The organism is Paraburkholderia sp. RCC_158 (assembly GCF_041355255.1).
In the GTDB taxonomy this organism is placed as follows: Bacteria; Pseudomonadota; Gammaproteobacteria; order Burkholderiales; family Burkholderiaceae; genus Paraburkholderia; species Paraburkholderia graminis.
Genome location: NZ_JBFUPM010000004.1, coordinates 280,939 through 302,281, shown reverse-complemented (window position 1 = coordinate 302,281; position 21,343 = coordinate 280,939). Strand labels below are relative to the sequence as shown.

General features: G+C 60.1%; 17 protein-coding genes and 1 tRNA gene. 15 read left to right on the top strand and 3 right to left on the bottom strand.

The window, feature by feature from the left end:
- Nucleotides 1-19: 19 nt before the first annotated feature.
- The 6 genes from AB6809_RS10755 (at nucleotide 20) to AB6809_RS10730 (ending at nucleotide 7,018) form a co-directional block, all read left to right on the top strand.
- Nucleotides 20-1,132 carry a DNA-3-methyladenine glycosylase gene (locus tag AB6809_RS10755; protein ID WP_307255160.1) on the top strand — a complete coding sequence of 371 codons (1,113 nt, stop codon included), beginning with the start codon at nucleotides 20-22 and terminating at the stop codon, nucleotides 1,130-1,132.
- A gap of 126 nt (nucleotides 1,133-1,258) precedes the next feature.
- Nucleotides 1,259-2,230 (top strand): acetyl-CoA carboxylase carboxyltransferase subunit alpha, encoded by a 972-nt coding sequence (locus tag AB6809_RS10750; RefSeq protein WP_006051481.1) that lies wholly within the window; start codon nucleotides 1,259-1,261, stop codon nucleotides 2,228-2,230.
- Between the two features lie 61 nt (nucleotides 2,231-2,291).
- Entirely contained in the window at nucleotides 2,292-3,764 is a 1,473-nt protein-coding gene (gene tilS / locus AB6809_RS10745; RefSeq protein ID WP_371026607.1) for a tRNA lysidine(34) synthetase TilS, read from the top strand.
- A gap of 400 nt (nucleotides 3,765-4,164) precedes the next feature.
- Nucleotides 4,165-5,415: an aspartate kinase gene (locus tag AB6809_RS10740; protein WP_006051483.1), complete on the top strand. Its 1,251-nt coding sequence runs from the start codon at nucleotides 4,165-4,167 to the stop codon at nucleotides 5,413-5,415.
- A 199-nt stretch (nucleotides 5,416-5,614) separates the two neighbouring features.
- A tRNA-Ser gene (locus tag AB6809_RS10735) sits at nucleotides 5,615-5,708 on the top strand.
- Between the two features lie 80 nt (nucleotides 5,709-5,788).
- Entirely contained in the window at nucleotides 5,789-7,018 is a 1,230-nt protein-coding gene (locus AB6809_RS10730; protein WP_371026606.1) for an integrase arm-type DNA-binding domain-containing protein, read from the top strand.
- Nucleotides 7,019-7,642: 624 nt separating this feature from the next.
- On the opposite strand, the gene AB6809_RS10725 is transcribed toward AB6809_RS10730, so the two are convergent.
- Nucleotides 7,643-8,206: a TetR/AcrR family transcriptional regulator gene (locus AB6809_RS10725; RefSeq protein ID WP_006051394.1), complete on the bottom strand. Its 564-nt coding sequence runs from the start codon at nucleotides 8,204-8,206 to the stop codon at nucleotides 7,643-7,645.
- A 114-nt stretch (nucleotides 8,207-8,320) separates the two neighbouring features.
- Between AB6809_RS10725 and AB6809_RS10720 the strand changes: the two genes are divergently transcribed.
- The 3 genes from AB6809_RS10720 (at nucleotide 8,321) to AB6809_RS10710 (ending at nucleotide 10,973) form a co-directional block, all read left to right on the top strand.
- A complete protein-coding gene (locus AB6809_RS10720) occupies nucleotides 8,321-8,965 on the top strand; it encodes a glutathione S-transferase (protein WP_371026605.1) in 645 nt (214 codons plus the stop codon).
- An 82-nt stretch (nucleotides 8,966-9,047) separates the two neighbouring features.
- Complete coding sequence (locus AB6809_RS10715) at nucleotides 9,048-10,013, top strand: alpha/beta fold hydrolase (protein WP_371026604.1); 966 nt, start codon at nucleotides 9,048-9,050, stop codon at nucleotides 10,011-10,013.
- Nucleotides 10,014-10,241: 228 nt separating this feature from the next.
- Complete coding sequence (locus AB6809_RS10710) at nucleotides 10,242-10,973, top strand: dienelactone hydrolase family protein (RefSeq protein ID WP_371026603.1); 732 nt, start codon at nucleotides 10,242-10,244, stop codon at nucleotides 10,971-10,973.
- A 553-nt stretch (nucleotides 10,974-11,526) separates the two neighbouring features.
- On the opposite strand, the gene AB6809_RS10705 is transcribed toward AB6809_RS10710, so the two are convergent.
- Nucleotides 11,527-12,318: an alpha/beta fold hydrolase gene (locus AB6809_RS10705; RefSeq protein WP_006051399.1), complete on the bottom strand. Its 792-nt coding sequence runs from the start codon at nucleotides 12,316-12,318 to the stop codon at nucleotides 11,527-11,529.
- Between the two features lie 350 nt (nucleotides 12,319-12,668).
- On the opposite strand from AB6809_RS10705, the gene AB6809_RS10700 reads away from it, so the two are divergent.
- From AB6809_RS10700 to AB6809_RS10685, 4 genes are all read left to right on the top strand, one after another.
- Entirely contained in the window at nucleotides 12,669-13,094 is a 426-nt protein-coding gene (locus AB6809_RS10700) for a MarR family winged helix-turn-helix transcriptional regulator (RefSeq protein WP_006051400.1), read from the top strand.
- A gap of 76 nt (nucleotides 13,095-13,170) precedes the next feature.
- Complete coding sequence (locus AB6809_RS10695) at nucleotides 13,171-13,719, top strand: nuclear transport factor 2 family protein (RefSeq protein WP_371026602.1); 549 nt, start codon at nucleotides 13,171-13,173, stop codon at nucleotides 13,717-13,719.
- A gap of 2 nt (nucleotides 13,720-13,721) precedes the next feature.
- Complete coding sequence (locus AB6809_RS10690) at nucleotides 13,722-14,768, top strand: aldo/keto reductase (protein WP_371026601.1); 1,047 nt, start codon at nucleotides 13,722-13,724, stop codon at nucleotides 14,766-14,768.
- Nucleotides 14,769-14,770: 2 nt separating this feature from the next.
- Nucleotides 14,771-15,391, top strand: a complete 621-nt coding sequence (locus AB6809_RS10685; protein ID WP_371026600.1) for a glutathione S-transferase family protein — start codon at nucleotides 14,771-14,773, stop codon at nucleotides 15,389-15,391.
- 3 nt (nucleotides 15,392-15,394) lie between these two features.
- On the opposite strand, the gene AB6809_RS10680 is transcribed toward AB6809_RS10685, so the two are convergent.
- A complete protein-coding gene (locus tag AB6809_RS10680; protein ID WP_371026599.1) occupies nucleotides 15,395-16,378 on the bottom strand; it encodes an AraC family transcriptional regulator in 984 nt (327 codons plus the stop codon).
- A 570-nt stretch (nucleotides 16,379-16,948) separates the two neighbouring features.
- Here AB6809_RS10680 and AB6809_RS10675 point away from each other — a divergent pair.
- Together AB6809_RS10675 and AB6809_RS10670 are read left to right on the top strand one after the other, a co-directional pair.
- Nucleotides 16,949-18,082: an efflux RND transporter periplasmic adaptor subunit gene (locus AB6809_RS10675; RefSeq protein ID WP_371026598.1), complete on the top strand. Its 1,134-nt coding sequence runs from the start codon at nucleotides 16,949-16,951 to the stop codon at nucleotides 18,080-18,082.
- Between the two features lie 14 nt (nucleotides 18,083-18,096).
- Nucleotides 18,097-21,234 carry an efflux RND transporter permease subunit gene (locus AB6809_RS10670; RefSeq protein WP_371026597.1) on the top strand — a complete coding sequence of 1,046 codons (3,138 nt, stop codon included), beginning with the start codon at nucleotides 18,097-18,099 and terminating at the stop codon, nucleotides 21,232-21,234.
- Nucleotides 21,235-21,343: the final 109 nt, after the last annotated feature.

Genomic DNA, 21,343 nt, shown 5'->3' with positions numbered 1-21,343 from the left:
TCGCCAGGCAGGAGGCAGGATGGCAACGGCCACGAAGACGCCGGCTAAACGAGCCACGTCTCAAACAAACGCGGCAGCCGCGCCCAAGTCGACTCGAACGTCGGCGCGCACGGCAAGCGGCGCGGTGAAGGCAGCAACGTCGAAAGGCGCGGGAGCGGCGGCAAAAACCGCCGCGGGCGCCTCGAAGAAGACGGCGGTCAAGCGCGCGTTGAACGGCGCGTCCGCGCCTGCGCATGTGGGTTCGTCCGCGGCGTCGTCGCTTTCGTCCGCCACGCGACGCACGAAGGCGTCGTCCGTGAAGGCATCGCGTGCGAAGCCGAGTAGCGCGAACGGCGCGTTGCCGGCCGAACTTGCGGGCGACGTGCAGGAGCTCGCGCGCGTCGCGAAAACGCGAGAGAACCAGGAAGGCGAGATCGTGCGCAAGACGCGCGCGTCGTCTTCGGCGGGCGGCGAAGCGGCGAGCGCAAGCGAGGTCGCGGTGCCGGTGCAGATCGCCGGGCTTGCGCCCGAAGTCACGCGTCCGGACTACTGGGACAAGGCGTGCGCCGACCTCGTCAAGCGCGACCGCATTCTGAAGAAGCTGATTCCGAAGTTCGGCCCGGTGCATCTGTTGAGCCGCGGCGATCCGTTCGTCACGCTCGCGCGCTCGGTGGTCGGTCAGCAGATTTCGGTAGCGTCCGCGCAGGCCGTCTGGGCCAAGGTCGCGGCGGCTTGTCCGAAGCTCGTGCCGCAGCAGTTCATCAAGCTGGGTCAGGAAAAACTCACGGCATGCGGCTTGTCGAGGCGCAAGGCGGAGTATGTGCTCGACCTCGCGCAACATTTCGTGTCGGGTGCTTTGCACGTCGGCAAGTGGCGGTCCATGGAAGACGAGGCGGTGATCGCCGAACTCACGCAGATTCGCGGCATCGGCCGCTGGACTGCGGAGATGTTCCTGATCTTCAACCTGTCGCGTCCCGATGTGCTGCCGCTCGACGACCTCGGTCTGATCCGCGCCATCAGCGTGAATTACTTTAGCGGCGAACCAGTCACGCGCAGCGAAGCGCGCGAGGTCGCGGCGAACTGGGAGCCGTGGCGCACCGTCGCCACCTGGTATATGTGGCGTAGTCTGGACCCGTTGCCGGTCGACTACTGAAAGCAGAAGAAGCAATGCCGCTTGGCGAAACTATCAATTGTTAGATTTTGATAGTTGCGAAGTGGTTTTGACATCGGCGAGCGCGGTTAGAATACGCGCTGCCGGTAAGTCCAAGGATTAAAACCAATGAAGACCACCTTTCTGGATTTCGAACAGCCGATCGCTGAACTCGAAGCGAAGATCGAAGAATTGCGCTTCGTGCAGGACGATTCGGCCGTCGATATTTCGGAAGAGATCGAGCGGCTGTCCAAGAAAAGCCAGCAGCTCACGAAAGATCTGTACGCGAACCTCACGCCGTGGCAGGTTTCGCAAATCGCCCGACATCCGCAGCGCCCGTACACGTTTGACTACGTGAACGAGCTCTTCACCGATTTCCACGAGTTGCACGGCGACCGCCACTATGCGGACGACCTGTCGATCGTCGGCGGCCTCGCGCGTTTCAATGGCCAGGCCTGCATGGTGATCGGCCATCAGAAGGGCCGCGACACGAAAGAGCGCGCGCTGCGCAATTTCGGCATGCCGCGTCCGGAAGGCTATCGCAAGGCCGAGCGGCTGATGCGTCTCGCCGAAAAGTTCAGCCTGCCGATCTTCACGTTCATCGATACTCCGGGCGCCTATCCTGGCATCGGCGCGGAAGAGCGCGGGCAGTCGGAAGCAATCGGCCGCAATCTGTACGTGATGGCCGAACTGAAGACGCCGCTGATCGCGACCATCATCGGCGAGGGCGGTTCGGGCGGCGCGTTGGCCATCGCGGTCGGCGACAGCGTGTTGATGCTGCAATTCTCGACCTATTCGGTTATTTCGCCGGAAGGCTGCGCGTCGATTCTGTGGAAGAGCGCGGCCAAGGCGCCGGAAGCCGCCGAAGCGCTCGGTCTCACCGCGCATCGTCTGAAGGCGCTGGGTCTGATCGACAAGATCGTCAACGAGCCGCTCGGCGGCGCGCATCGCGATCCGAAGGGCATGGCGGCGATGCTGCGCCGTGCGCTCGCCGATTCGCTGCGTCAGTTCCAGGGCATGAGCATCAACGACTTGCGCGAACGCCGTTTCGAACGTTTGATGTCGTACGGCAAGTTCAAGGAAACGACGCCGGGCGTTTGAGCCCGCGCGTTTTCTTTCGTCCATCGGCGCGACGCATGACTAATGCAACCGCGCTAGCGACATGACTCCCATCGCCGAATCGCCTGCGGACCGCCTCGTTCTCGAGGCGGTCCGCGTTGCGTTTGCCGCGCTGCCCGCGAGCGCGCGCGTTGCCGTTGCGTTTAGCGGCGGCGTCGATTCGAGCGTGCTGCTGGACGCGGCCGTGCGTGTCGCCGGCTCGTCGCGTTGCATCGCGTTTCATGTGCATCACGGCCTGAGTCCGAACGCCGATGCGTGGCTCGCGCATTGCGAGGCGTTCGCGCGCGAACGCGAGGTCGAGTTCGTCGTGCGTTACGTCGACGTTTCGCGCGATGCCGGCGTGAGCGTGGAGGCCGCGGCGCGCGATGCGCGTTATCGCGCGCTCGACGCACTGTGCGCGGCGCACCGCATTGGCTGGCTATGGCTCGCGCAGCACGCGGACGATCAGGCGGAAACGGTACTGCTGCAACTGTTGCGCGGCGCGGGCCTCGCGGGCCTCGCGGCGATGGCGCCGGAGTTTTCGCCTGCGGGCGCCGCGGCGGCGCGCGTGCGGCCGTTGCTTCATCTGCTGCGCGCGCAGATCGAACGCTATGCGAGCGCGCGCGAACTGCGCTGGATCGACGACGAATCGAATGCGGACACGCGCTATGCGCGCAACGCGCTGCGCCACCAGGTCACGCCCGCGTTGGCCGTTCACTTCCCCGGTTTCCGCGACGCGCTCGCGCGCACGGCGTCGCATGCGGCGTCGGCGCAGCGCTTGCTCGATGAGCTTGCGCGCATCGACCTCGACGCCGTCTCGCGCGACGACGGGCACGCGCTCTCGCATGACGCGCTCATCGCACTCGATGACGACCGCGCGCTCAACCTGATGCGTTACTGGATGCGCTCGCAGGGCTTCATCGCGGCGTCGAGCGCGCGTCTTGGCGATGCGCTGCGGCAACTGCGCGAAGTGGGCGAGGGCGGTGACGGGCATCGTCTGCGCGTCGATCATGCGGGTCATGCGCTGCGCAGCTATCGCGGGCTGGTGTATTGGGAAGCGGGCGACAGCAGCGATCCCGCCGACGAAACTTCGCTTGCGGCGCGCGAGATCAGCGAGTTGGTGTGGCAGGGACAAGCGACGTGGCGCTTGCCGCAATGGCGCGGGACGTTTGTGTTTGAAGCGGTTGACGCTTTAGCGGTGAACGCGGCGAATGCCACCAATGCCATTAACGCCGCGCTCAACGACACCATTCCGATGAGCCTGCTGCAACAGGCACCACTGCGCGCGCGTTCGCGCAGCGGCGGCGAACGCATGCGCACGAGCGACGCGCCGGGCGCGCGTAGTCGAACGCTGAAGAACCTGTTCCAGGAGCGCGGCATTCCCGCGTGGAAGCGCGACGTGCCGCTGCTTTTTCTCGGCGACGAACTGCTGTTCGTCCCTTTGCTCGGCGTGAACCACGCGGCGTTGCACGCTGACGTAGCGCCGGACGAAGCGCGCGTGCGAATCGTCTGGCGCGAGGACTTGTTGATCGCCTGACCGGCCGGTCGGGCACTGGCATCATCCAACGGCGCGTCGTCCAAATAGGGCGCAATTATGAACGCGAACAGAAGCGCGAATCCGCATCAAAGAGCGCCGCACAAGCGCCGCTGCACGCGTCGCCACGGCCTTCGCAGCTTGTCTTTTTGCCTCTGATCGGGTACGTTAACTTGTTTGCCCGACCCGCTTTTGCCCTCGCTTTTGTCGGTTTTCCGATCGTGATCCGAGTTTTCCGGTAAGCCATTAGCGATCAATCACGGGCAAATCCGCGCGTGCTGCACGCGCGCTGCATCTACGCCGCCATACACTTCGCCGCCGTTCACAAGACGTTGCGCCCCTGTGCTTTTGTGCGGTCGTCGCGAGCGCGCCAGCGCGGTTTCTCCTTCAGTTCAGAACGACAATGGCACTCATCGTACATAAATACGGCGGCACTTCGATGGGCTCGGTCGAGCGCATCAAGAACGTCGCCAAGCGCGTCGCGAAATGGCAAAAGGCCGGCCACAAGATGGTCGTCGTGCCGTCGGCAATGTCCGGCGAAACCAACCGCTTGCTCGGCCTCGCGAAAGAGATCACGAGCCAGCCGAGCCCGCGCGAACTCGACATGATCGCCGCGACCGGCGAGCAGGTCAGCTCAGGGCTGCTCGCCATCGCGCTGCAGGAAGCCGGCGTCGACGCGGTGAGCTACGCGGGCTGGCAAGTGCCGGTCAAAACGGATAGCGCGTTCACGAAAGCGCGCATTAGCGACATCGACGGCGAGCGCGTGCTGCGCGATCTCGACGCGGGCAAGGTGGTCGTGATCACGGGCTTCCAGGGCATCGACCCGGACGGCAACATCACGACGCTCGGCCGCGGCGGCTCGGACACGTCGGCGGTCGCGGTCGCGGCTGCGTTGAAGGCCGACGAGTGCCTGATTTATACGGACGTCGACGGTGTTTACACGACCGACCCGCGCGTGGTCGAAGAGGCTCGCCGGCTCGATCGCGTGACGTTCGAAGAAATGCTGGAAATGGCAAGCCTGGGTTCGAAGGTGTTGCAGATCCGCTCGGTGGAATTCGCCGGCAAATATCAGGTGAAGACGCGCGTGCTGTCGAGCCTGACCGATCCGCTCATCCCGCTCGACGCTGAAATGAAGTCGGGCACCCTGATTACTTTTGAAGAAGACGAGACCATGGAAAAAGCAGTCATCTCGGGCATCGCGTTCCAGCGCGACGAAGCTCGCATCGCGGTGATGGGTGTGCCCGACAAGCCGGGCATCGCGTATCAGATTCTCGGCCCGGTGGCGGACGCGAATATCGACGTGGACATGATCATCCAGAACCAGAGCGTCGAAGGCAAAACGGCGTTCACGTTCACGGTGGGTCGCGGCGATTATCAGCGCGCGATGGACATCCTCACGAACCAGGTGAAGGGTCACGTGCAGGCCGAGCAGGTGCTGGGCGATCCGAAGGTGTCGAAGGTTTCGGTGGTCGGCGTGGGCATGCGTTCGCATGTGGGCATCGCGAGCACGATGTTCCGCACGCTATCGGAAGAGGGCATCAACATCCAGATGATCTCGACGTCCGAAATCAAGATTTCGGTGCTGATCGACGAGAAGTATATGGAGCTCGCAGTGCGCGCGCTGCATAAGGCGTTCGAACTGGATCAGGCGTAACTGGGTGTGATTTGGTAGAAGCGGCGGGGCGTGCAGGAGCGCCTCGTTCGTTGTTGTACATATGCGTGGCCTGGCGAAAAAAATCCTTCGTCAATGACGACATTGGCACAAAAAGTGTTCGTCGGACATTGACCTTGGCGGTCCGGCCCGCTATTATCTTGGCTTCGTCGCGCTGACTCCCTGCGCGAGCGAAAGTTTGGGAGACGTGGCCGAGAGGTCGAAGGCACTCCCCTGCTAAGGGAGCATCTGGGCCAAAACCTGGATCGAGGGTTCGAATCCCTCCGTCTCCGCCAGGAGCACCTTCCGGGACATTTCACCATGTCCCGGACTAAACCCCGGAAGGCCGCCACAAGCGCCTTCCGGGGTTTTTTCTTTGCTGCTTCCGGCTCGTACCGACAGAATCGACCCATCAAGTTGGGGTGAAAGTAGGGGTGGGAAATGGCGGAATCTCAATCCAGGCAACCTCATTGGCTCTCGCCAGCTTCGCATAGCGAAGCTGGTTGATCGCGGTTACTACGCCGATGGTGGCGGCCTTTATTTCCAGATTTCTGGCTCGGGTTCGCGCTCCTGGATCTATCAGTTCAAACTATTCGGGCATTCGCGCGAGATGGGGCTTGGGCCCATGACGACTGTCTCGTTTGCAGAAGCGCGTACCGAGGCGGCCCGATGCAGGGCACTCGTGAACGACAAGATCGACCCGATCGAGGCGCGTAAAGAGGCGCGGCGCATCGTGACGGCGACAACCCTGCACGCTGGCGTGGTCACCTGGATAAGGTGCTGGCAAAGCGGCAGGCGCGCCGTGAATCATTTTCCAGCGTTGCCGTGGGCCGACATCCGTGAATTCATACCAAAGCTTAAGGTGAAGGAAGACGAAGGTTCTCGCTCAGCCGTGATGTTGCACCTGGTGATCCTGACCGTCTGTAGAACGAATGAGATCCGGAGAGCGCGGCCCGAAGAGTTCGACTTACGCCACAAGATTTGGACGATCCCCAGCGAGCGGATGAAGATGGGCCTTCCTCACCGCGTGCCGTTGTGTGATACGGCCTGCGATCTCGTGAAGAGAGCTATGGAGACGGCCAGGTATGGCTACCTCTTTCCGGGCGATAAAAAGGGAGCTCCACTTTCGAACATGGCGATGCTCGAGTTGCTTGATGGTATGGGATATTCAGAGATTACGGTGCACGGGTTCCGTTCGACATTTCAGGACTGGGCGGAGGAGTATGGTGAGTATCCCGAAGTGCTAGCCGACAAGGCGATTGCCCACAAGACGAGCAACAAGGCGCGGCGTGCGTATCAACGAGGTGACATGCTCGAGAGGCGCCGAAAGATGATGGACCACTGGTCGCAGTACTGCGCGGGGGTGTCTGCGAGCGTCGTGTCTATTACGCCCCCGAAGGAGAATCCGGCAAAGCAACGTTTGATTCGCCTTCGCGAGGTGCGTCTGCGTGTTGGCCTGGGCACAAGTACTGTCTATCGGTATCTGGCCGGAGGTAAGTTTCCACGGCCAGTGCAAATCGGTGGTGGTAGGGTTGCATGGCTAGAGACCGACGTTGATGCATGGATTGTCGACCGCGTTGAGGCCAGTGGGCCCGGAGCAACCTAGCTTGATTCCATTCTGTCGCGGCGGTTTGCGTGACATCAGAAGCCATCGGAGCGCGACAGAACACGGACTTGCGGGACCTTGAGTTGCTCGGTCGTACTGCGGGAATGAATGCTTCGTTTTCCTTTTTAATTCGCCCTCCGCCCTCGGCAGAAGTACTTCCCGTAGCAGTCCATACTGTCCCGACACGGAGCCCGGGAGATTGCCTGATATGGCGGCCTTCGGCTCACCGGCCCCACCGGCCAGTCACGCTTGCGCCCAATGGCTTCGCCGATGGCGCGGTTTTCCATGGCCCTTCCGTATCCTGATCCGCTTTTCGGCGCACACGTTCCCAGTCAGTGCAGCTTTCGCCGCGCGAGTGAACATCGTGCATTTCCGCGCTAGTCATCGAAGTGATTTTCGAGCCACTCGCGATAGGCGCACTGTTCATCTCGTTTGGCCGGCGGAAACTCACGATTCGCAGCGGTCCTCGCCCGGAACGAACGCCACCGACAATACGGTCAGAACCTCGGATACGTAGTCAAAAGCCCGCTGGCGCCGTCCGCCATGATGAGGGCAATCTACGAACAGGGTATGTTCACTTTCCCGCACCCGATCGGCATCGCGAAGTCACAGCGCGTGCGCTGTTTACGCAAAAAGGCCGGTACTTCGATATGCCTGGACCGTAGCGTCGAAGACCGACACGTCGCCGCGTCCACGAGCGACCAGTTGCGCGCCTTCAATAGCCGCGAAAATTGCTAGCGCGTGGCGCTTAATAGACTCGGCATCTCTTCCGTCCTCCCTGAGAGACAGAACCTTAAAAAGCCAGTCGACGTTTACCTCGGTGAAGTGATCGACTTCTACCCGGACTTCGGCGGGAAGGTCATGATGCTCTGCCGCCATGATGCCGCAAAGACACATTCGATTGTCTTGCACGAGTGCCGAACGAAAGATGCTCGCATAGCGCTCCAGCGTCAGCTGCTCGTTATCGAACCGTTCGAGAAGGTCATGCAGCAAAGTGACCGCTTCCTCCGTGTACTGGCGCGCCAACGCCGCGCCTAGATCACCCTTTGTAGGAAAGTGGTGATGCACGCCTGCACTCTTGATGCCGACCTCTTTGGCGATTTCGCGGAAACTCAGCGCGTTGTATCCACGCGCCTGAACCATGCGTCGGGCAGAGCCGAGAATGCGCTGTTTGGTGTCAGTTGTCATGTGGGAGACTCTAACACGATACCTATCGATAAGTAAGTGTTGACACGGGGAGGACGCCTCGCTAAAGTGCGCTTTACTTACCTATCGATAGGTAATTGACTTTTGAGACCGACCATGAAAATTTTCGACATTCCAGGTTTTCCCAACCCGCTTCGCATCCGGATCGTGCTGGCGGAGAAAAATCTCGCTTCCCAGATTGAGTTCATCAAAGTTGATCTTCCCGCTGCGGAACACAAGCAAGCCGCCTTCCTCGCCATCAACCCCACCGGGACTGTGCCCGTTCTGCAGTTGGATGACGGAACGTACATCTCGGAGTGCACGGCCATCACTGAGTATCTTGACAATCTTGACGGCAATCCGGTGCTGACGGGCAAGTCGCCAAAAGAGAAAGCGCTGGTTCATATGATGCAGAAGCGGGCTGAGTCAGAACTGATCGATGCGGTAGGGACTTACTTTCACCATGCGACGCCCGGTCTTGGACCGGCGCTTCAGGCGTACAAGAGCCTCGATTGGGAGGGCCGCCGAGAATGGGGTGAACGCTCACGCGACAAGGCTGTTGCCGGGATGCGCTACTTTGACAAGGTGCTCACGGCGCAACCGTACGTTGCGGGCGAATCCTTCTCAATGGCGGATATCACAGTTTGGGCGGGACTCGTGTTCGCTGGTTTTGCAAACATTCGGGTCCCCGAGGAATGCACCGCGCTGCTCAATTGGCGGCAGACGGTTGACGAGCGCTCTTCCGTCAAGAATCCGGCGTAAGCAGCGTTCGTCCCCAACACCACGCCAGTTCTCGGAGCGCAGTAAGAATATTTTTTAATGTGTTGAATTCAGGAGTACTGAAGTGAGAAAGCCGATAAAAATCGCGACGGTCAAGGCGGGGGTGCTAGTACTTGCTACAGCTGCCGCTTTCGCAACTACGCCATCCAATGCGGCAGGGGAAGGGCAGAATCTGCGCGCCGTCTACACGCATCAGACAGCGCCGACGAGGTTTATCGATGTAAACGGTACGAAGCTCGCCTATCGCCGTTTCGGAAAACCCGGCAATGTGCCGCTGGTCTTTTTCCAGCACTTTGTGGGCAACATGGACAACTGGGACCCTGCGGTCATTGACGGTTTTGCTAAAAATCGAGAGGTAATTCTGTTCGACAACGCCGGCGTCGCCAGTTCAGAAGGAGAAGTTCCCAGCACCGTCGAGGGGATGGCACGGCATGCTATCGACTTGCTTCACGCACTCAACGTCAAAACGGCTGATCTTCTCGGATTTTCTCTGGGAAGTCTCGTGGCACAGGAAGTTGCCGTTGAGCGCCCTGAAGTTGTTCGACATCTGGTGTTGGTTGGGAGCGGACCTCGCGGCGGGGCTGGAATGGCCACGCTTACGCCAGAGTTCCAGGAAATGATCAAGAAGGACAGCGGAAACAACGATCAACTGCTGCTTGATGTGTTCTTCACGCAATCAGACGCGAGTCGCGCTGCGGGACGTGAATTCCTCAATCGCCTTCATGCTCGTTCGCGCGATCGTGACCCGGACGTGAATGATAAGGTCGCACCGGCGCAGGTAGCGGCGTTCGCGGCATGGGGCGCGCCTCACGCTGATGCGGATGCATACCTGAAAAACATCAAGCAGCCTGTGCTCATCGTGGGCGGCAATCACGACATCGTTCATTATCCGGTGAATTCGTTCACCCTGGAGGAGAAGCTGCCGAACGCTCAGCTGATTCTGTACCCTGACTCGAGTCATGGGGCGCAGTATCAGTATCCCAAGCGCTTCGTGGCCGATGTCACGGCCTTTCTCGATCGCGAAGACTAGAACCTTCATGCAGCAGCCGGTGCTCGCTTATGTTCATCGTCTCATAGCTGCTAGCCACGGAGAAACCTCGCAGCGACAAGAGACGAGTTTTTCAACTCTCAGGCGCGGGGTTCCGTGGTCATAGGCGGTACACGGATGCCCTTTGCGACTCTGAAAGCCGGTTGAGTACCCAACAAGCAGGCAGCCGCGCTTAACTTGAACTGTCGATAAATTATGGGAGGAAACCCGATGCGCAACGTGGGAACCATGGTCAGCTTTTGCCGTCCGGACGGTCAAGCCGTTGAGGGCTATCTTGCTAATCCGGCGAAGCTGGAAGGCGCGCCGGCAATCGTTGTGATCCAGGAGTGGTGGGGGCTTAACGCTCAGATCCGGGGCGTGGCGGACCGTCTGTCTCACGCGGGCTACATCGCGCTGGTGCCCGACCTCTACAGAGGAAAGTCTACCGTCGAGGAAGAAGAGGCTCACCACTACATGGATAGTCTGGACTTTGCTGACGCGATCTCTCAGGACGTTCGCGGCGCGGTTCAATACCTGAGTACGTACACGAGAAATATCGGTGTAACCGGGTTTTGCATGGGCGGCGCATTGACGCTTCTTGCCCTCAGCGCTGTCCCTGAATTTGCGGCTGGCGTTATATGGTACGGATTCCCGCCGCTGGATCGCCTGGACGCTTCTGGCATCAAAGCGCCCATCCAGGCGCACTGGGCCACACAGGACGCATTCTTTCCTGCCGCGAGTGTCGATGTGCTTGAGGAGAAGTTCGCCCGCAGTGAGGTCTCGGCGGAATTCCATCGCTATCTTGCACATCATGCGTTCGCCAATGAAACCGCCGTGGGCGATGGGCGCATACCAGGCACGCAATACGATCCGGTCTGGGCGCAACTCGCGTGGGACCGCACACTGACGTTTTTTGGCCGCACCCTTTGGAAGGAGCCAGTCGTAGTGAGACGTACGTCATAACCCACTGCGGTATTTCATGGCGCGATGCGACGCAGCGGCGAAAGGCGCAACACGCGGTCCATCGCTGAATACGGTCTCGCTATGCTGCACGCCGTGGAGATTGGCAGGACGAAGACGTCGCTGCCCCTTCCTAAAATCTCTGCTTGGGGGTACATCACCCCGTCACCAGATCGCAACGCATTACGCTCGCTGTGACCGTCATTCCTTGTCGGCTAGAAACCGCGGACAAAGCGAAGAATCTCGAGGTTATGCTTTTCCGCGTCGCCGGCATGTTGATCCTGCTGGCCATCTACGTCGCTCCTGCTCACGCCAGTTTCATTAGGCGAAGCGCTGACGGGTGAGATCCGTTGCGTAGCTGATTGGCCGGATGTGGTTGCCATGCAAGCGGAAAATAGCAATGGCGACAGAAGCATCGCAGCTACCACGAATATTTTGCGTGTGATCATTTTAAGGTTGTCAGAAAAATGATATCTCTGTCACTGCGTGAGCTATTGCGCAAGAGGGCGGGCGCGGCGGGCGTTAGTCCCCGCCGCGCTGATGCTTTCGAGACCGGTCAGAGCACGCCGGTGGCTCGTGCCGCGTCGAGAACTACCGCGGCCACTGCGGCAGGTTGAGACATCAGTGCTACATGGCTCGCGCCAGCAATCGACGTAATCTTCGCGCCGATCTGTTTAGCCTCGGCCTGCTGGAGCGCCGCGGGAATGATCTGGTCCTGGTCGCCATAGACCCACCACGACGGTTTGGACTTCCAGGCGGCCACAGACACCTTATCGGTAAGACAGCGCGCATTGAGCGGCCCCTGAGCCGTGGCGAGCACACTGGATGTGTCTTTCGGAAGGTCCGGTGCGAAACTGCTCAGGTAAGTGTCAGTGTTGAGCGTAAGGAATCCAGCTTCGTCGGATACCAGACCCGCCTGCCAGGCCGGCTTCGGAAAGGGACTCGTCAGATCGGAGATCGACTGATTGTCTGCGGGCGCGAATGCTGACACATAAACGAGACCTGCAACCTTGTTAATGCTGCCGGCTTGCGTAATGACGGCGCCTCCGTAGGAATGTCCGACCAGAAGGACTGGGCCCTGCTGGGCATCGATGGCACGGGTGACGGTTGCGGCATCGTCGGCTAGCGACGTGCGGGGAAGCTGAACAGTCACTACTTTCAGGCCACGCGCCTGCAGTACGCGCGTGACTGATGACCAGCTAGACCCGTCGGCCCACGCCCCGTGTACGAGTACGACCGTGCCCGTGGTGCTTGCGGAAGAGCTGCCGCATGCCGCAACGGATGCGAGAGTGACGAGACCGAGCGATACGACAAGAGCAGCAAAGAGCCGCAGAATGTAAGACTTCATGATAGGAAGGTTAAGACGCCAAATGAGATTCCAATATCGCGCCCGTCTAGCGACAGGAAGTATCAGGACGAGCGCGACGCCAACACGAACGGTAACCGGGCTAAGGGGCGCCGCCTATTGCACGTCGTCCGGTTTCAATGACATTGCGTCCGAAAGATAAGAGAGAAGATTTCCGTGGCCCATAAGACTGTATGCGCCAGCCTGTTGCAGTGTCCGCCGGCGAAGCGTGGGCGACGGAAAAGTCGGCCGATCTCTGAGGCGGCCCCTCACAAAAGCACCTCTTTGGCTGAATCGTGAGCCGCTATCCCGAAGCATTGACAAATGTGTAATAGCACATGAGAATGAGAGACATGAAACCGCTCACTGGTCCCGATCTCTGTCACTGTCTGGCTGCACGTCGCGCTGCCAGGTACGTGTCGCGTATTTACGATAGCCACTTGTCAGGCGTAGGTATTTCGATCTCGCAATTTTCGATACTTGCGCTCGTTGAAGAGCATCCAGGAATCGCGGTTGCCGATCTGGCGGACCTGATGGTGATGGAGCGGACCACGTTGGTACGTGCACTCAGACCCCTGAGGGACGCAAAGTGGTTGACGAGCGATGCGGAAGGTCCGAAAGCGGCACTGACGTTCACGCTGTCCGCTGCGGGCAAGGCGAAGCTGTCGGAGGCTGAGCCCTGCTGGCGAGCAGCGCAGGCGGAGTTCGAAGCTGGCGTCAGTCGCAAACAGGCGGCTGCACTGCGGGCAGGTCTGTTGACCGTTGTCTTTGCAGGCTGAAAATTTTTCGTTCATATGTGTAATTGCACATATTATCTGTCTCATTCCGATCAACGTCTTCTTTCAAGGACTTTGCATGACAGCCTTTCCTTCCGTCCCGCATGTGAGCACAGTCAGCGCCGAAGACCGGGCGAGCGCCGTCGATTTCGTCAATCGCGTCAACTGGTTCTTCGAGACATGGGACGTCGAAGCCATGATCGAGGCATTCCTGCCCGACGCCGTGGCGTACCACTTTCACGGAACGATTAATGGACACACCGAAATCCGGCGCTTCTTCGAGCATGACTATCCGTATCTGATACCTGGCGTGGGGCGTCATGCCACAAACCATATCGTCGATGAGGACGAAGACGGCGTGGTCGTGCGATATCAAAACCTGCTGATCCGCTATGCCTCGCCCGAGGATGCGTCGAAACTCGGTGCGGGCCAGGTGATGCACAACGATACCGGGCTGCCCGCGATCTGGCTGTATTCGCCGATGCGTGACCGGCTGCGCAAGACGGCGGCGGGGTGGAGGATCTATGAGCGTTATATCGGCGGTTCGACCACCAGTCGTGTCCTCACGCCTGCCGACACATCGGCAGCTGCCGTAGCGCCGTATCTCCCGAAGCTTCAAGGGGTGTAATCGTGCGATATCGTGTCTTCGGTAAACATACGGGCCTGCGCGTGTCTGAGCTGGTTCTTGGTACAGCCAACTTCGGCGGCCGGTGGGGGTACGGGTCAGATCTTGATGCCGCACGCGAGATCGTCGACCGATATGCGGACGCGGGCGGTAACTTCCTGGATTGCGCCGACGTGTATCAGTTCGGCGAATCCGAGGAGTTTCTCGGTAAGCTCCTCTCGGGCCGCCGCGATAACTTCGTGGTTGCGACCAAGTACACTCAGGCATCGGCGCCCAACGCGGGCGCTTTGGCGACGGGCAATAGCCGGCTCGCGATGCGCCTGTCTGTTGAGGCGAGCCTCAAGCGTCTCAAGACCGATCGCATCGACGTCTACTGGGTGCACTTTTCCGATGGCATCACGCCAACGGACGAGATCATGCGAGGCCTGGACGACCTGGTGTGCAGCGGCAAGGTGCTCTATATCGGACTGTCCGACTTCCCTGCGTGGCGCGTTGCGCGGGCGGCAACGATCGCCGAGTTGCGCGGCTGGGCGCGAGTCGCCGGCTTGCAGTTCGAGCACAGCCTGGTCGAGCGCACAGCCGAGCACGAACTGATACCGGCAGGCCAGGCACTTGGACTGGGGATGGTGGCGTGGTCGCCGCTCGGTGGTGGATTGCTTTCGGGCAAGTACCGTCGGGGCGAGAAAGGGCGCCTTGAAGCACTGGGCGGTGCCGTATTCCAGCAGGAAAATTCCGGCCAGCGTACGGCGATCGTCGATGCCACCCTCGCGGTTGCGACCGAGCTTGGGGTCACGCCATCCGAGGTGGCAGTAGCGTGGGTCTTGCTAAAGGGTTCGCTGCCGATCATTGGACCTCGGACGAGCGAACAATTATCGGCATACCTTGGCGCTGCAAAGCTCACGCTTGTGCAGCATCACGTCGAGCGGCTGGATGATGCCAGTGCATTGGCTCCGATCTTTCCGCAGTCGATGATTGACGCGCCTGCGTACCGGCAAGCTGCGGCCGGAGGCCAATACGAGCGCATCGTCATGCCCGAAACTCCGGCTCCCTGACAATGTCCGCCGACGTTACCCTGTATGGCGCGAAGACGGGTAACTGTCTTCGTGTGGCGATTGCGCTGGAGGAACTCGCGATCGCCCACCAGGTCGTGAAGCTCGATCTTCGGGCGGGGGAGCAGCGCACACCAGACTTCCTTTCACTGAATCCGAGTGGAAAAGTGCCGGTGCTGCGAGTTCGCTCGTCGGCGGCGCCTCCGCTTGTCCTCGCGCAGTCCAATGCGATTCTTCTTTACCTTGCGCGACGAGCGGGAGGCAGGTTGTTACCGCCCGAAACAGATGCATCGGCGCCGCTTGCACTCGAGCGATTCTTCTTTTTCGTGACTGACGTGATCGCGCCCAGCCACGCGGCCTTCTTTCTGAAGAACAAAGGGTGCGAGGAGGGACAAAGATTGATGGAACGGCGCAGCCTTGAGATGCTCCTTGCAAGCGAGAGGTTTCTGCAAAACGCACCGTTTATGGCAGGGCAGTCATTCACGCTCGCAGACATCGCTGCTGTCAGCATAGTGGCCGCGCAGTCGCCGTCGATCGACTGGGCGCGGTATCCGCAACTTCAGCGATGGTTCGCTGCCGTGATGGCGAGGTCCGGCGTAGAGCGTGGCATGATCGCTTTCGACTGAAGCTCAGCGTGACGGCACGCCCTGATCCGGATCTGCACCATGACGTATGGCACCGGGCGAATATCCGAAATGTGCCTTGAAGGCCCGCGAGAACGAGGAGTCCGACTGGTAACCGGCGACAGACGCTGCCTCGCTGATTCGCACACGACCGTTGCGCAGCAGGTCGGCGGCAAGGCTCAGGCGCCACCGTGCGAGATACCTGAGCGGCGGCTCGCCGACAATCTCCGTGAATCGGTCCGCAAAGTGCGACCGGGACATGGTCGCAATCTTCGCAAGCGCACCCAGTTTCCATTCATGCGCGGGATCCTCATGCATGGCCGCCAGTGCACGCCCAAGTCGTGCGTCGCCGAGGCCCCGGAGCCATCCGCTATGTGTGGGACTCTTCGCCACCCACTCGCGCAAGCTCCGTATCACCAGCAGATCGATCAGGCGCGAGATCATGAGCGCAGCGCCTGGCGACGGCTCGCTCGCTTCCAGCCGCACGAACCGCAGGATCGCGTGTTGCCATTCCGGTGTACCCGATGCGTCGGCCCGGAGATGAATGACGTCCGGGAGACCCGCGATCAATGAGCCGGCGGACGCGGATTCGAATACGAACGAGCCCGTCAGGACGCGAAAGGGCTTTTCGGCGAAGCTGCGACATTCATCGGGTCGCGAGGGTGATCCGGGCAGAGAGTCACGCGCATGGATTGCGGAGAGAACATGCGCACATCCCTTAGGTAGCAAAACAAGATCACCGGCGACTAACGTGGTCGTATCGATAGCGATCGCGTCGAGCCGGAAGGCGCCGTCCTGAATAAAGTGAAAGCGGGCGCGTCCAGCATCAAAGGGCTTGCGTTGCGCCTCGACCGTCTCGTATATCTCGATTGATTCGCCTTGTAGCCGTATCAGATCCAGAACGTCGGAAAGCACATCTTGCCGGGACAGCCTGTGTGCACGCGATTCGCGCTCATGAATGGATCGCCTCATCGCGTCGTCGCCGATCATGTCTTGCGCCTCAAAAAAAGCGCACTTCAGGGAACGTGCGCCGCGACAAAAGAAGGACCGGTATGGAGGAGCGCTCCTTCATGCCGCAAAAAGAACAAACGCGATCACCTGCCATGGCACGTGAAAGCGATTCCACGCGCACAGTAGTTAAAAGCGTGCACAGCATAGCGGATCCAGTTGTTCGCATAAATCCGTCGATGATGAATACACATGCTGCCAGGCGCGAACAATCGGGCGAAGCGTTGCTGGTTCTGAGATGCATCGGTTGAGGGCCGGTAGAGCTACTGGTTAGCGCCTTGAAAAGTCTTGACGTATTAGATTTCACATGTAATCTAACGCCAGTTAGAAGTTGTGCGAAATCTAAATAGCCGCGTTGTCCGGTCCGCGCAATCAGTTGGTGCGCCGATTGGTCGAGACGCCGTTTCGCGACGAGGCGAACGACAACACTTTTCGAGGTGATCGAAGTTGGATACGAAAACAAGGCTGGAAGACGGCAGAACAGTTCGTCGTGCGCGATATGGCACGGTGGGCCGACGCGCCAGAACCTGGGCTGCCGCAGCCGCTGTGATCATGGCAAGCGGGGGCGCGTGGTTTCTCTACTCGCATGATGGCGGTGATAGCGTCGCCAATGCTCGACCCGTGCCGCCCCATGAGGTAACAATCAGCCGGCCGCTGGTACGCGACCTCGACACCCGACTTGGATTTCTTGGGCAGTTCTCGGCCGTCGATCAGGTGGAACTGCGCGCACAGGTAGGCGGTACGCTCACAGGTATTCACTTCAGGGACGGCGACATCGTTCACAAGGGCGATCTGCTGTTCACCATCGATCCCGTGCCGTATGAGATTCGGCTCGCGCAGGCGACTGCCTTGCGGCGGACCGCTGAGGCGCGCCTCGTTCTGGCAAAGCAGGAGTTGGCGCGCGCACGGGAGCTTGAGCGCAATGATGCTGGCACGACGCAGAACGTCGAGCAGCGCACGTCCGAACTGAATGCTGCGCAAGCCGCACTCGACGATGCTGCGGCGCAGATCCGCGACGCCCGCTTCGATCTGGATCGCTGCCGCATCACGGCGCCGTTTACCGGCCGCATTGGCAGGCATCTTGTTTCCACCGGTAACCTTATTGCAGGCAGCCGTGGTGCAACGAGTCCGACGACATTGCTCGCGACGCTCGTCTCGCTCGATCCGGTCTACCTCGACTTCGATATGAGCGAGGCGGACTTCCAGTCGTTTTCGCAGTATCGCGGCGACGCCAAAGGGCCGATTGCAAATCGCGTCGAACTGGCGGCGGGCAATTCGACGACCTACACACGGCAAGGCACGCTTGATTTCGTCGACAACGTACTGGACCGTTCCAGCGGCACAATCCACGCCCGAGCGACGGTGTCCAATGCCGACCTGCGCTTTACACCTGGCGAGTTCTCACGCGTGCGTCTCGCGGTGGCGCATCCCGCACCGACGCTGCTCGTGCCGGACGCATCCGTTTTACCCGACCAGTCCGAGTACCTCGTGATGACGGTTAGCACCGACGGAACGGTTGTGGCAAAGCATGTCGAGGTCGGTGAGATACGCGGGGGATTGCGCGTGATCCGCTCGGGCCTGTCTCGGGACGATCGCGTGATCGTCGACGGTTTGCCCTTTGCGGCGCCCGGAACGAAAGTGGCGACGCGCGATGGTGCGATCCGCTATGAGCCTAAACAGAACTAGCGGACAGTGAAGCCATGCGTATTGCCCATTTCTTTATCGACAGGCCGCGCTTCGCGACGGTGGTCAGTGCCTTTCTGACGCTAATTGGCCTGGGCGCGATGTTCGTGCTTCCCGTCGCCCAGTACCCGGAAATCGTTCCACCGACTGTGCAGGTGACGACATCGTATCCGGGTGCGTCGGCCGAAACGATTGCGCGAACAGTGGCCACGCCGCTGGAGCAGCAGATCAACGGCGTCGAGAACATGCTCTACATGAGCAGCCAGTCCACGGGAGACGGCCGGTTGACGGTCACGGTTACGTTTCGTATCGGCACCGACCTGAACGTCGCGCAGATGCTCACACAGAATCGGGTTCAGGATGCACTACCGCGCCTGCCGGAAGACGTCCGGCGCCTTGGCGTTCAGGTGAGGAAGTCCACACCTAGCATATTGCTGGCTGTTCACCTGTACTCACCTGACAGAACGCGCGACACACTTTATCTCTCGAACTACGCGACGTTGCACGTGAAGGACACGCTAGCGCGTCTGCAAGGCGTCGGCGACGTGCAGTTCCAGGGTGCCCGTGAGTACGCAATGCGTATCTGGATCGACCCCGACAAGGTCGCAGCCAACAATCTGAACGCGAGTGAAGTGCTCACAGCACTACGCGCACAGAACCTGCAGGTATCGGCTGGTGTCCTGAACCAGCCGCCCACGGCGGGCAGCGACGCGTACCAGATAAACGTAGAGGCGCTCGGCCGGCTGTCCACGCCACAGCAATTTTCCGACGTCGTCGTCAAGTCCGACGCACAGGGTCGCGTGACGCGGATACGCGATATTGGCCGGGTCGAAGTCGGCGCCGCAGACTACGGCTCAACCGCTTTCATGGACCGTGACAACGCTTCGACGTTGCTCATCTACGCGGAGCCTGGTGCGAACTCACTTGCAGTCGAGCAGCAGGTTTTGTCCGCGATGCGCGGGCTAAAGAATGAGTTCCCCGCAGGAATGGACTACAAGATCATCTACGACCCGACCATCTTTATCGGCAAATCGGTCGACGAGGTGATTGTCACCATATTCGTCGCAATCCTGCTGGTTGTTGGCGTCGTCTTTCTTTTCCTGCAGAACTGGAGGGCCACGATTATCCCCGTCGTTGCAATTCCGGTCTCCCTGCTTGGGTCGTTCATCGTACTCGCCACGTTCGGAATATCGCTAAACAACCTGTCTTTGTTTGGCCTCGTGCTGGCGGTCGGCATTGTCGTTGATGATGCGATCGTCGTAGTCGAGAACGTCGAGCGCAACATGCGCTCTGGCATGTCGCCGGTCGAGGCGGCCCACCGGACGATGGACGAGGTGGGCGGGGCACTGCTGTCGATTGCGTTGACGCTATGTGCGGTCTTCATCCCGTCCGCCTTCCTTAGCGGGATTTCGGGGCTGTTCTTTCGCCAGTTTGCGGTGACGATCGCAGCATCGACTGTCATATCCTGCTTTGTGTCGCTTACTCTGAGTCCCGCCCTCTGCGCGGTGCTCTTCAAGTCGCATGAGCCGCATATCGCGTCGCATGGGGGCCTCGCGCAGCGTCTGCTACATGCGGGCTTTGATCGCTTTAACAGGGGCTTTGACAGACTGTCGTTCGGGTACGGAAACGTCACACGTCGTATCGTTCGTGGACTCACCGTCGTTCTCGCAATATACGTCGTGCTGATTGGCATTACGGGTCTTGAGTTCTCGCGTACGCCAACCGGCTTTATTCCGGAGCAGGATCAGGGTTATCTGATTACCGTGGTTCAACTTCCGCCGGGCGCGGCACTCGACCGTACCGAGAAAGTGGTCCGAAATGCCATTGACATTATCCTGACGACGCGCGGAATTGAACACGTTGCCCCGTTCGTTGGGCTTGACGCAACAACGTTGACCGTGGCGTCGAACTCGGGAACGATTTTTTCGGGGTTGCCGTCGCTGTACAACCACGAGATTCCGGGAGTGACCGCGAACACGGTACTGGCCGACCTGCGCAAACGCCTTTCCGTCATCAAGGACGCTTATGTGCTGACCATTCCGCCGCCTCCTGTGCAGGGTCTTGGCAATTCGGGCGGGTTCAAGATGATGCTGGAGGACCGCGCGGGACTTGGGTCAGAGGCGCTCGTGCATGCGGCGAATGCCCTTGTTGCTGCGGCCAACAGGGATCCCAGTTTTGCCGGAGTCTTCACCCTGTTCAATGCGGGGTCGCCATCGGTTTTCGCGAATATTGATCGTGTAAAGGCCGAAAAGGTCGGGCTCACACCCACGGATGTGTTTTCCGCACTGCAGGTCTATCTGGGTTCACAGTACGTGAACGACTTCAACTACCTTGGCAGAACTTATCAGGTCATTGTTCAGGCTGACGGGCAATTCCGGCATACGCCTCAGGACATCACCCGTCTAAAAGCGCGAAACCAGTTCGGTGAGATGGTGCCGATCGGCACAGTGGCGCAAATGGAGAACCGTACGATTCCCTATCGTGTGCCTCGCTACAACTTGTATCCTGCCGCGGAAGTTCAGGGCGTCGCAGCGCCAGGCATCGCCACCGGTACAGCACTCCATCGCATGGAAGAGCTTGCCCATCAGGTGCTGCCGCAGGGTATCAGCTTCGAATGGACGGACCTGGCTTACCAGCAGCAGCAACACGGCACGCCGACGCTCCTGGTATTCGGAGCAGCTGCGCTCTTCGTGTTTCTCGTTCTCGTCGCGCAGTATGAGAGCTGGAAGCTACCGCTTGCGATCGTCCTGATCGTACCGATGTGTATTCTCGCGTCGGTCACTGGCCTGATCGCTCGCGGCATGCCCATCGATATCCTGGCGCAGATCGGCTTCGTCGTTCTCGTCGGACTGGCTGCGAAGAATGCCATCCTGATAGTCGAATTTGCGCGTCAGAAGGAGGACGAGGGGACCGCACCGGTTGACGCCGCGGTGCACGCTGCACGCACACGCCTGCGTCCTATCCTGATGACGTCTTTTGCCTTCATCCTCGGAGTGGCGCCGCTCGCGGTCGCCACAGGAGCAGGCGCTGAAATGCGCCAGTCGCTAGGAACGGCGGTGCTGTTCGGCATGCTGGGTGTGACTTGCTTCGGACTTCTGTTCACTCCTGCCTTCTATGTTTTCATCCGCAAATTTGGCCGTAAGGAGCGCACATGATCTTCACTACTGCCGTTGCTCGCAGACTAATGTGTGTTTCAGGTTCGCATAGTGAAGCTGGCAATCTTCGACACGAGCCGCATGACGGCGCCCCATATCTGCCCGAGAT

Bases quoted from the DNA above. Each gene is read 5' to 3' on its own strand.
- AB6809_RS10670 (WP_371026597.1), top strand. From the start codon at position 18,097: ATGCGTATTGCCCATTTCTTTATCGACAGGCCGCGCTTCGCGACGGTG.
- AB6809_RS10700 (WP_006051400.1), top strand. From the start codon at position 12,669: ATGAAACCGCTCACTGGTCCCGATCTCTGTCACTGTCTGGCTGCACGT.
- AB6809_RS10720 (WP_371026605.1), top strand. From the start codon at position 8,321: ATGAAAATTTTCGACATTCCAGGTTTTCCCAACCCGCTTCGCATCCGG.
- tilS (WP_371026607.1), top strand. From the start codon at position 2,292: ATGACTCCCATCGCCGAATCGCCTGCGGACCGCCTCGTTCTCGAGGCG.
- AB6809_RS10695 (WP_371026602.1), top strand. From the start codon at position 13,171: ATGACAGCCTTTCCTTCCGTCCCGCATGTGAGCACAGTCAGCGCCGAA.
- AB6809_RS10750 (WP_006051481.1), top strand. From the start codon at position 1,259: ATGAAGACCACCTTTCTGGATTTCGAACAGCCGATCGCTGAACTCGAA.
- AB6809_RS10710 (WP_371026603.1), top strand. From the start codon at position 10,242: ATGCGCAACGTGGGAACCATGGTCAGCTTTTGCCGTCCGGACGGTCAA.
- AB6809_RS10740 (WP_006051483.1), top strand. From the start codon at position 4,165: ATGGCACTCATCGTACATAAATACGGCGGCACTTCGATGGGCTCGGTC.
- AB6809_RS10755 (WP_307255160.1), top strand. From the start codon at position 20: ATGGCAACGGCCACGAAGACGCCGGCTAAACGAGCCACGTCTCAAACA.
- AB6809_RS10680 (WP_371026599.1), bottom strand. From the start codon at position 16,378: ATGATCGGCGACGACGCGATGAGGCGATCCATTCATGAGCGCGAATCG.
- AB6809_RS10725 (WP_006051394.1), bottom strand. From the start codon at position 8,206: ATGACAACTGACACCAAACAGCGCATTCTCGGCTCTGCCCGACGCATG.
- AB6809_RS10685 (WP_371026600.1), top strand. From the start codon at position 14,771: ATGTCCGCCGACGTTACCCTGTATGGCGCGAAGACGGGTAACTGTCTT.
- AB6809_RS10705 (WP_006051399.1), bottom strand. From the start codon at position 12,318: ATGAAGTCTTACATTCTGCGGCTCTTTGCTGCTCTTGTCGTATCGCTC.
- AB6809_RS10675 (WP_371026598.1), top strand. From the start codon at position 16,949: ATGGCAAGCGGGGGCGCGTGGTTTCTCTACTCGCATGATGGCGGTGAT.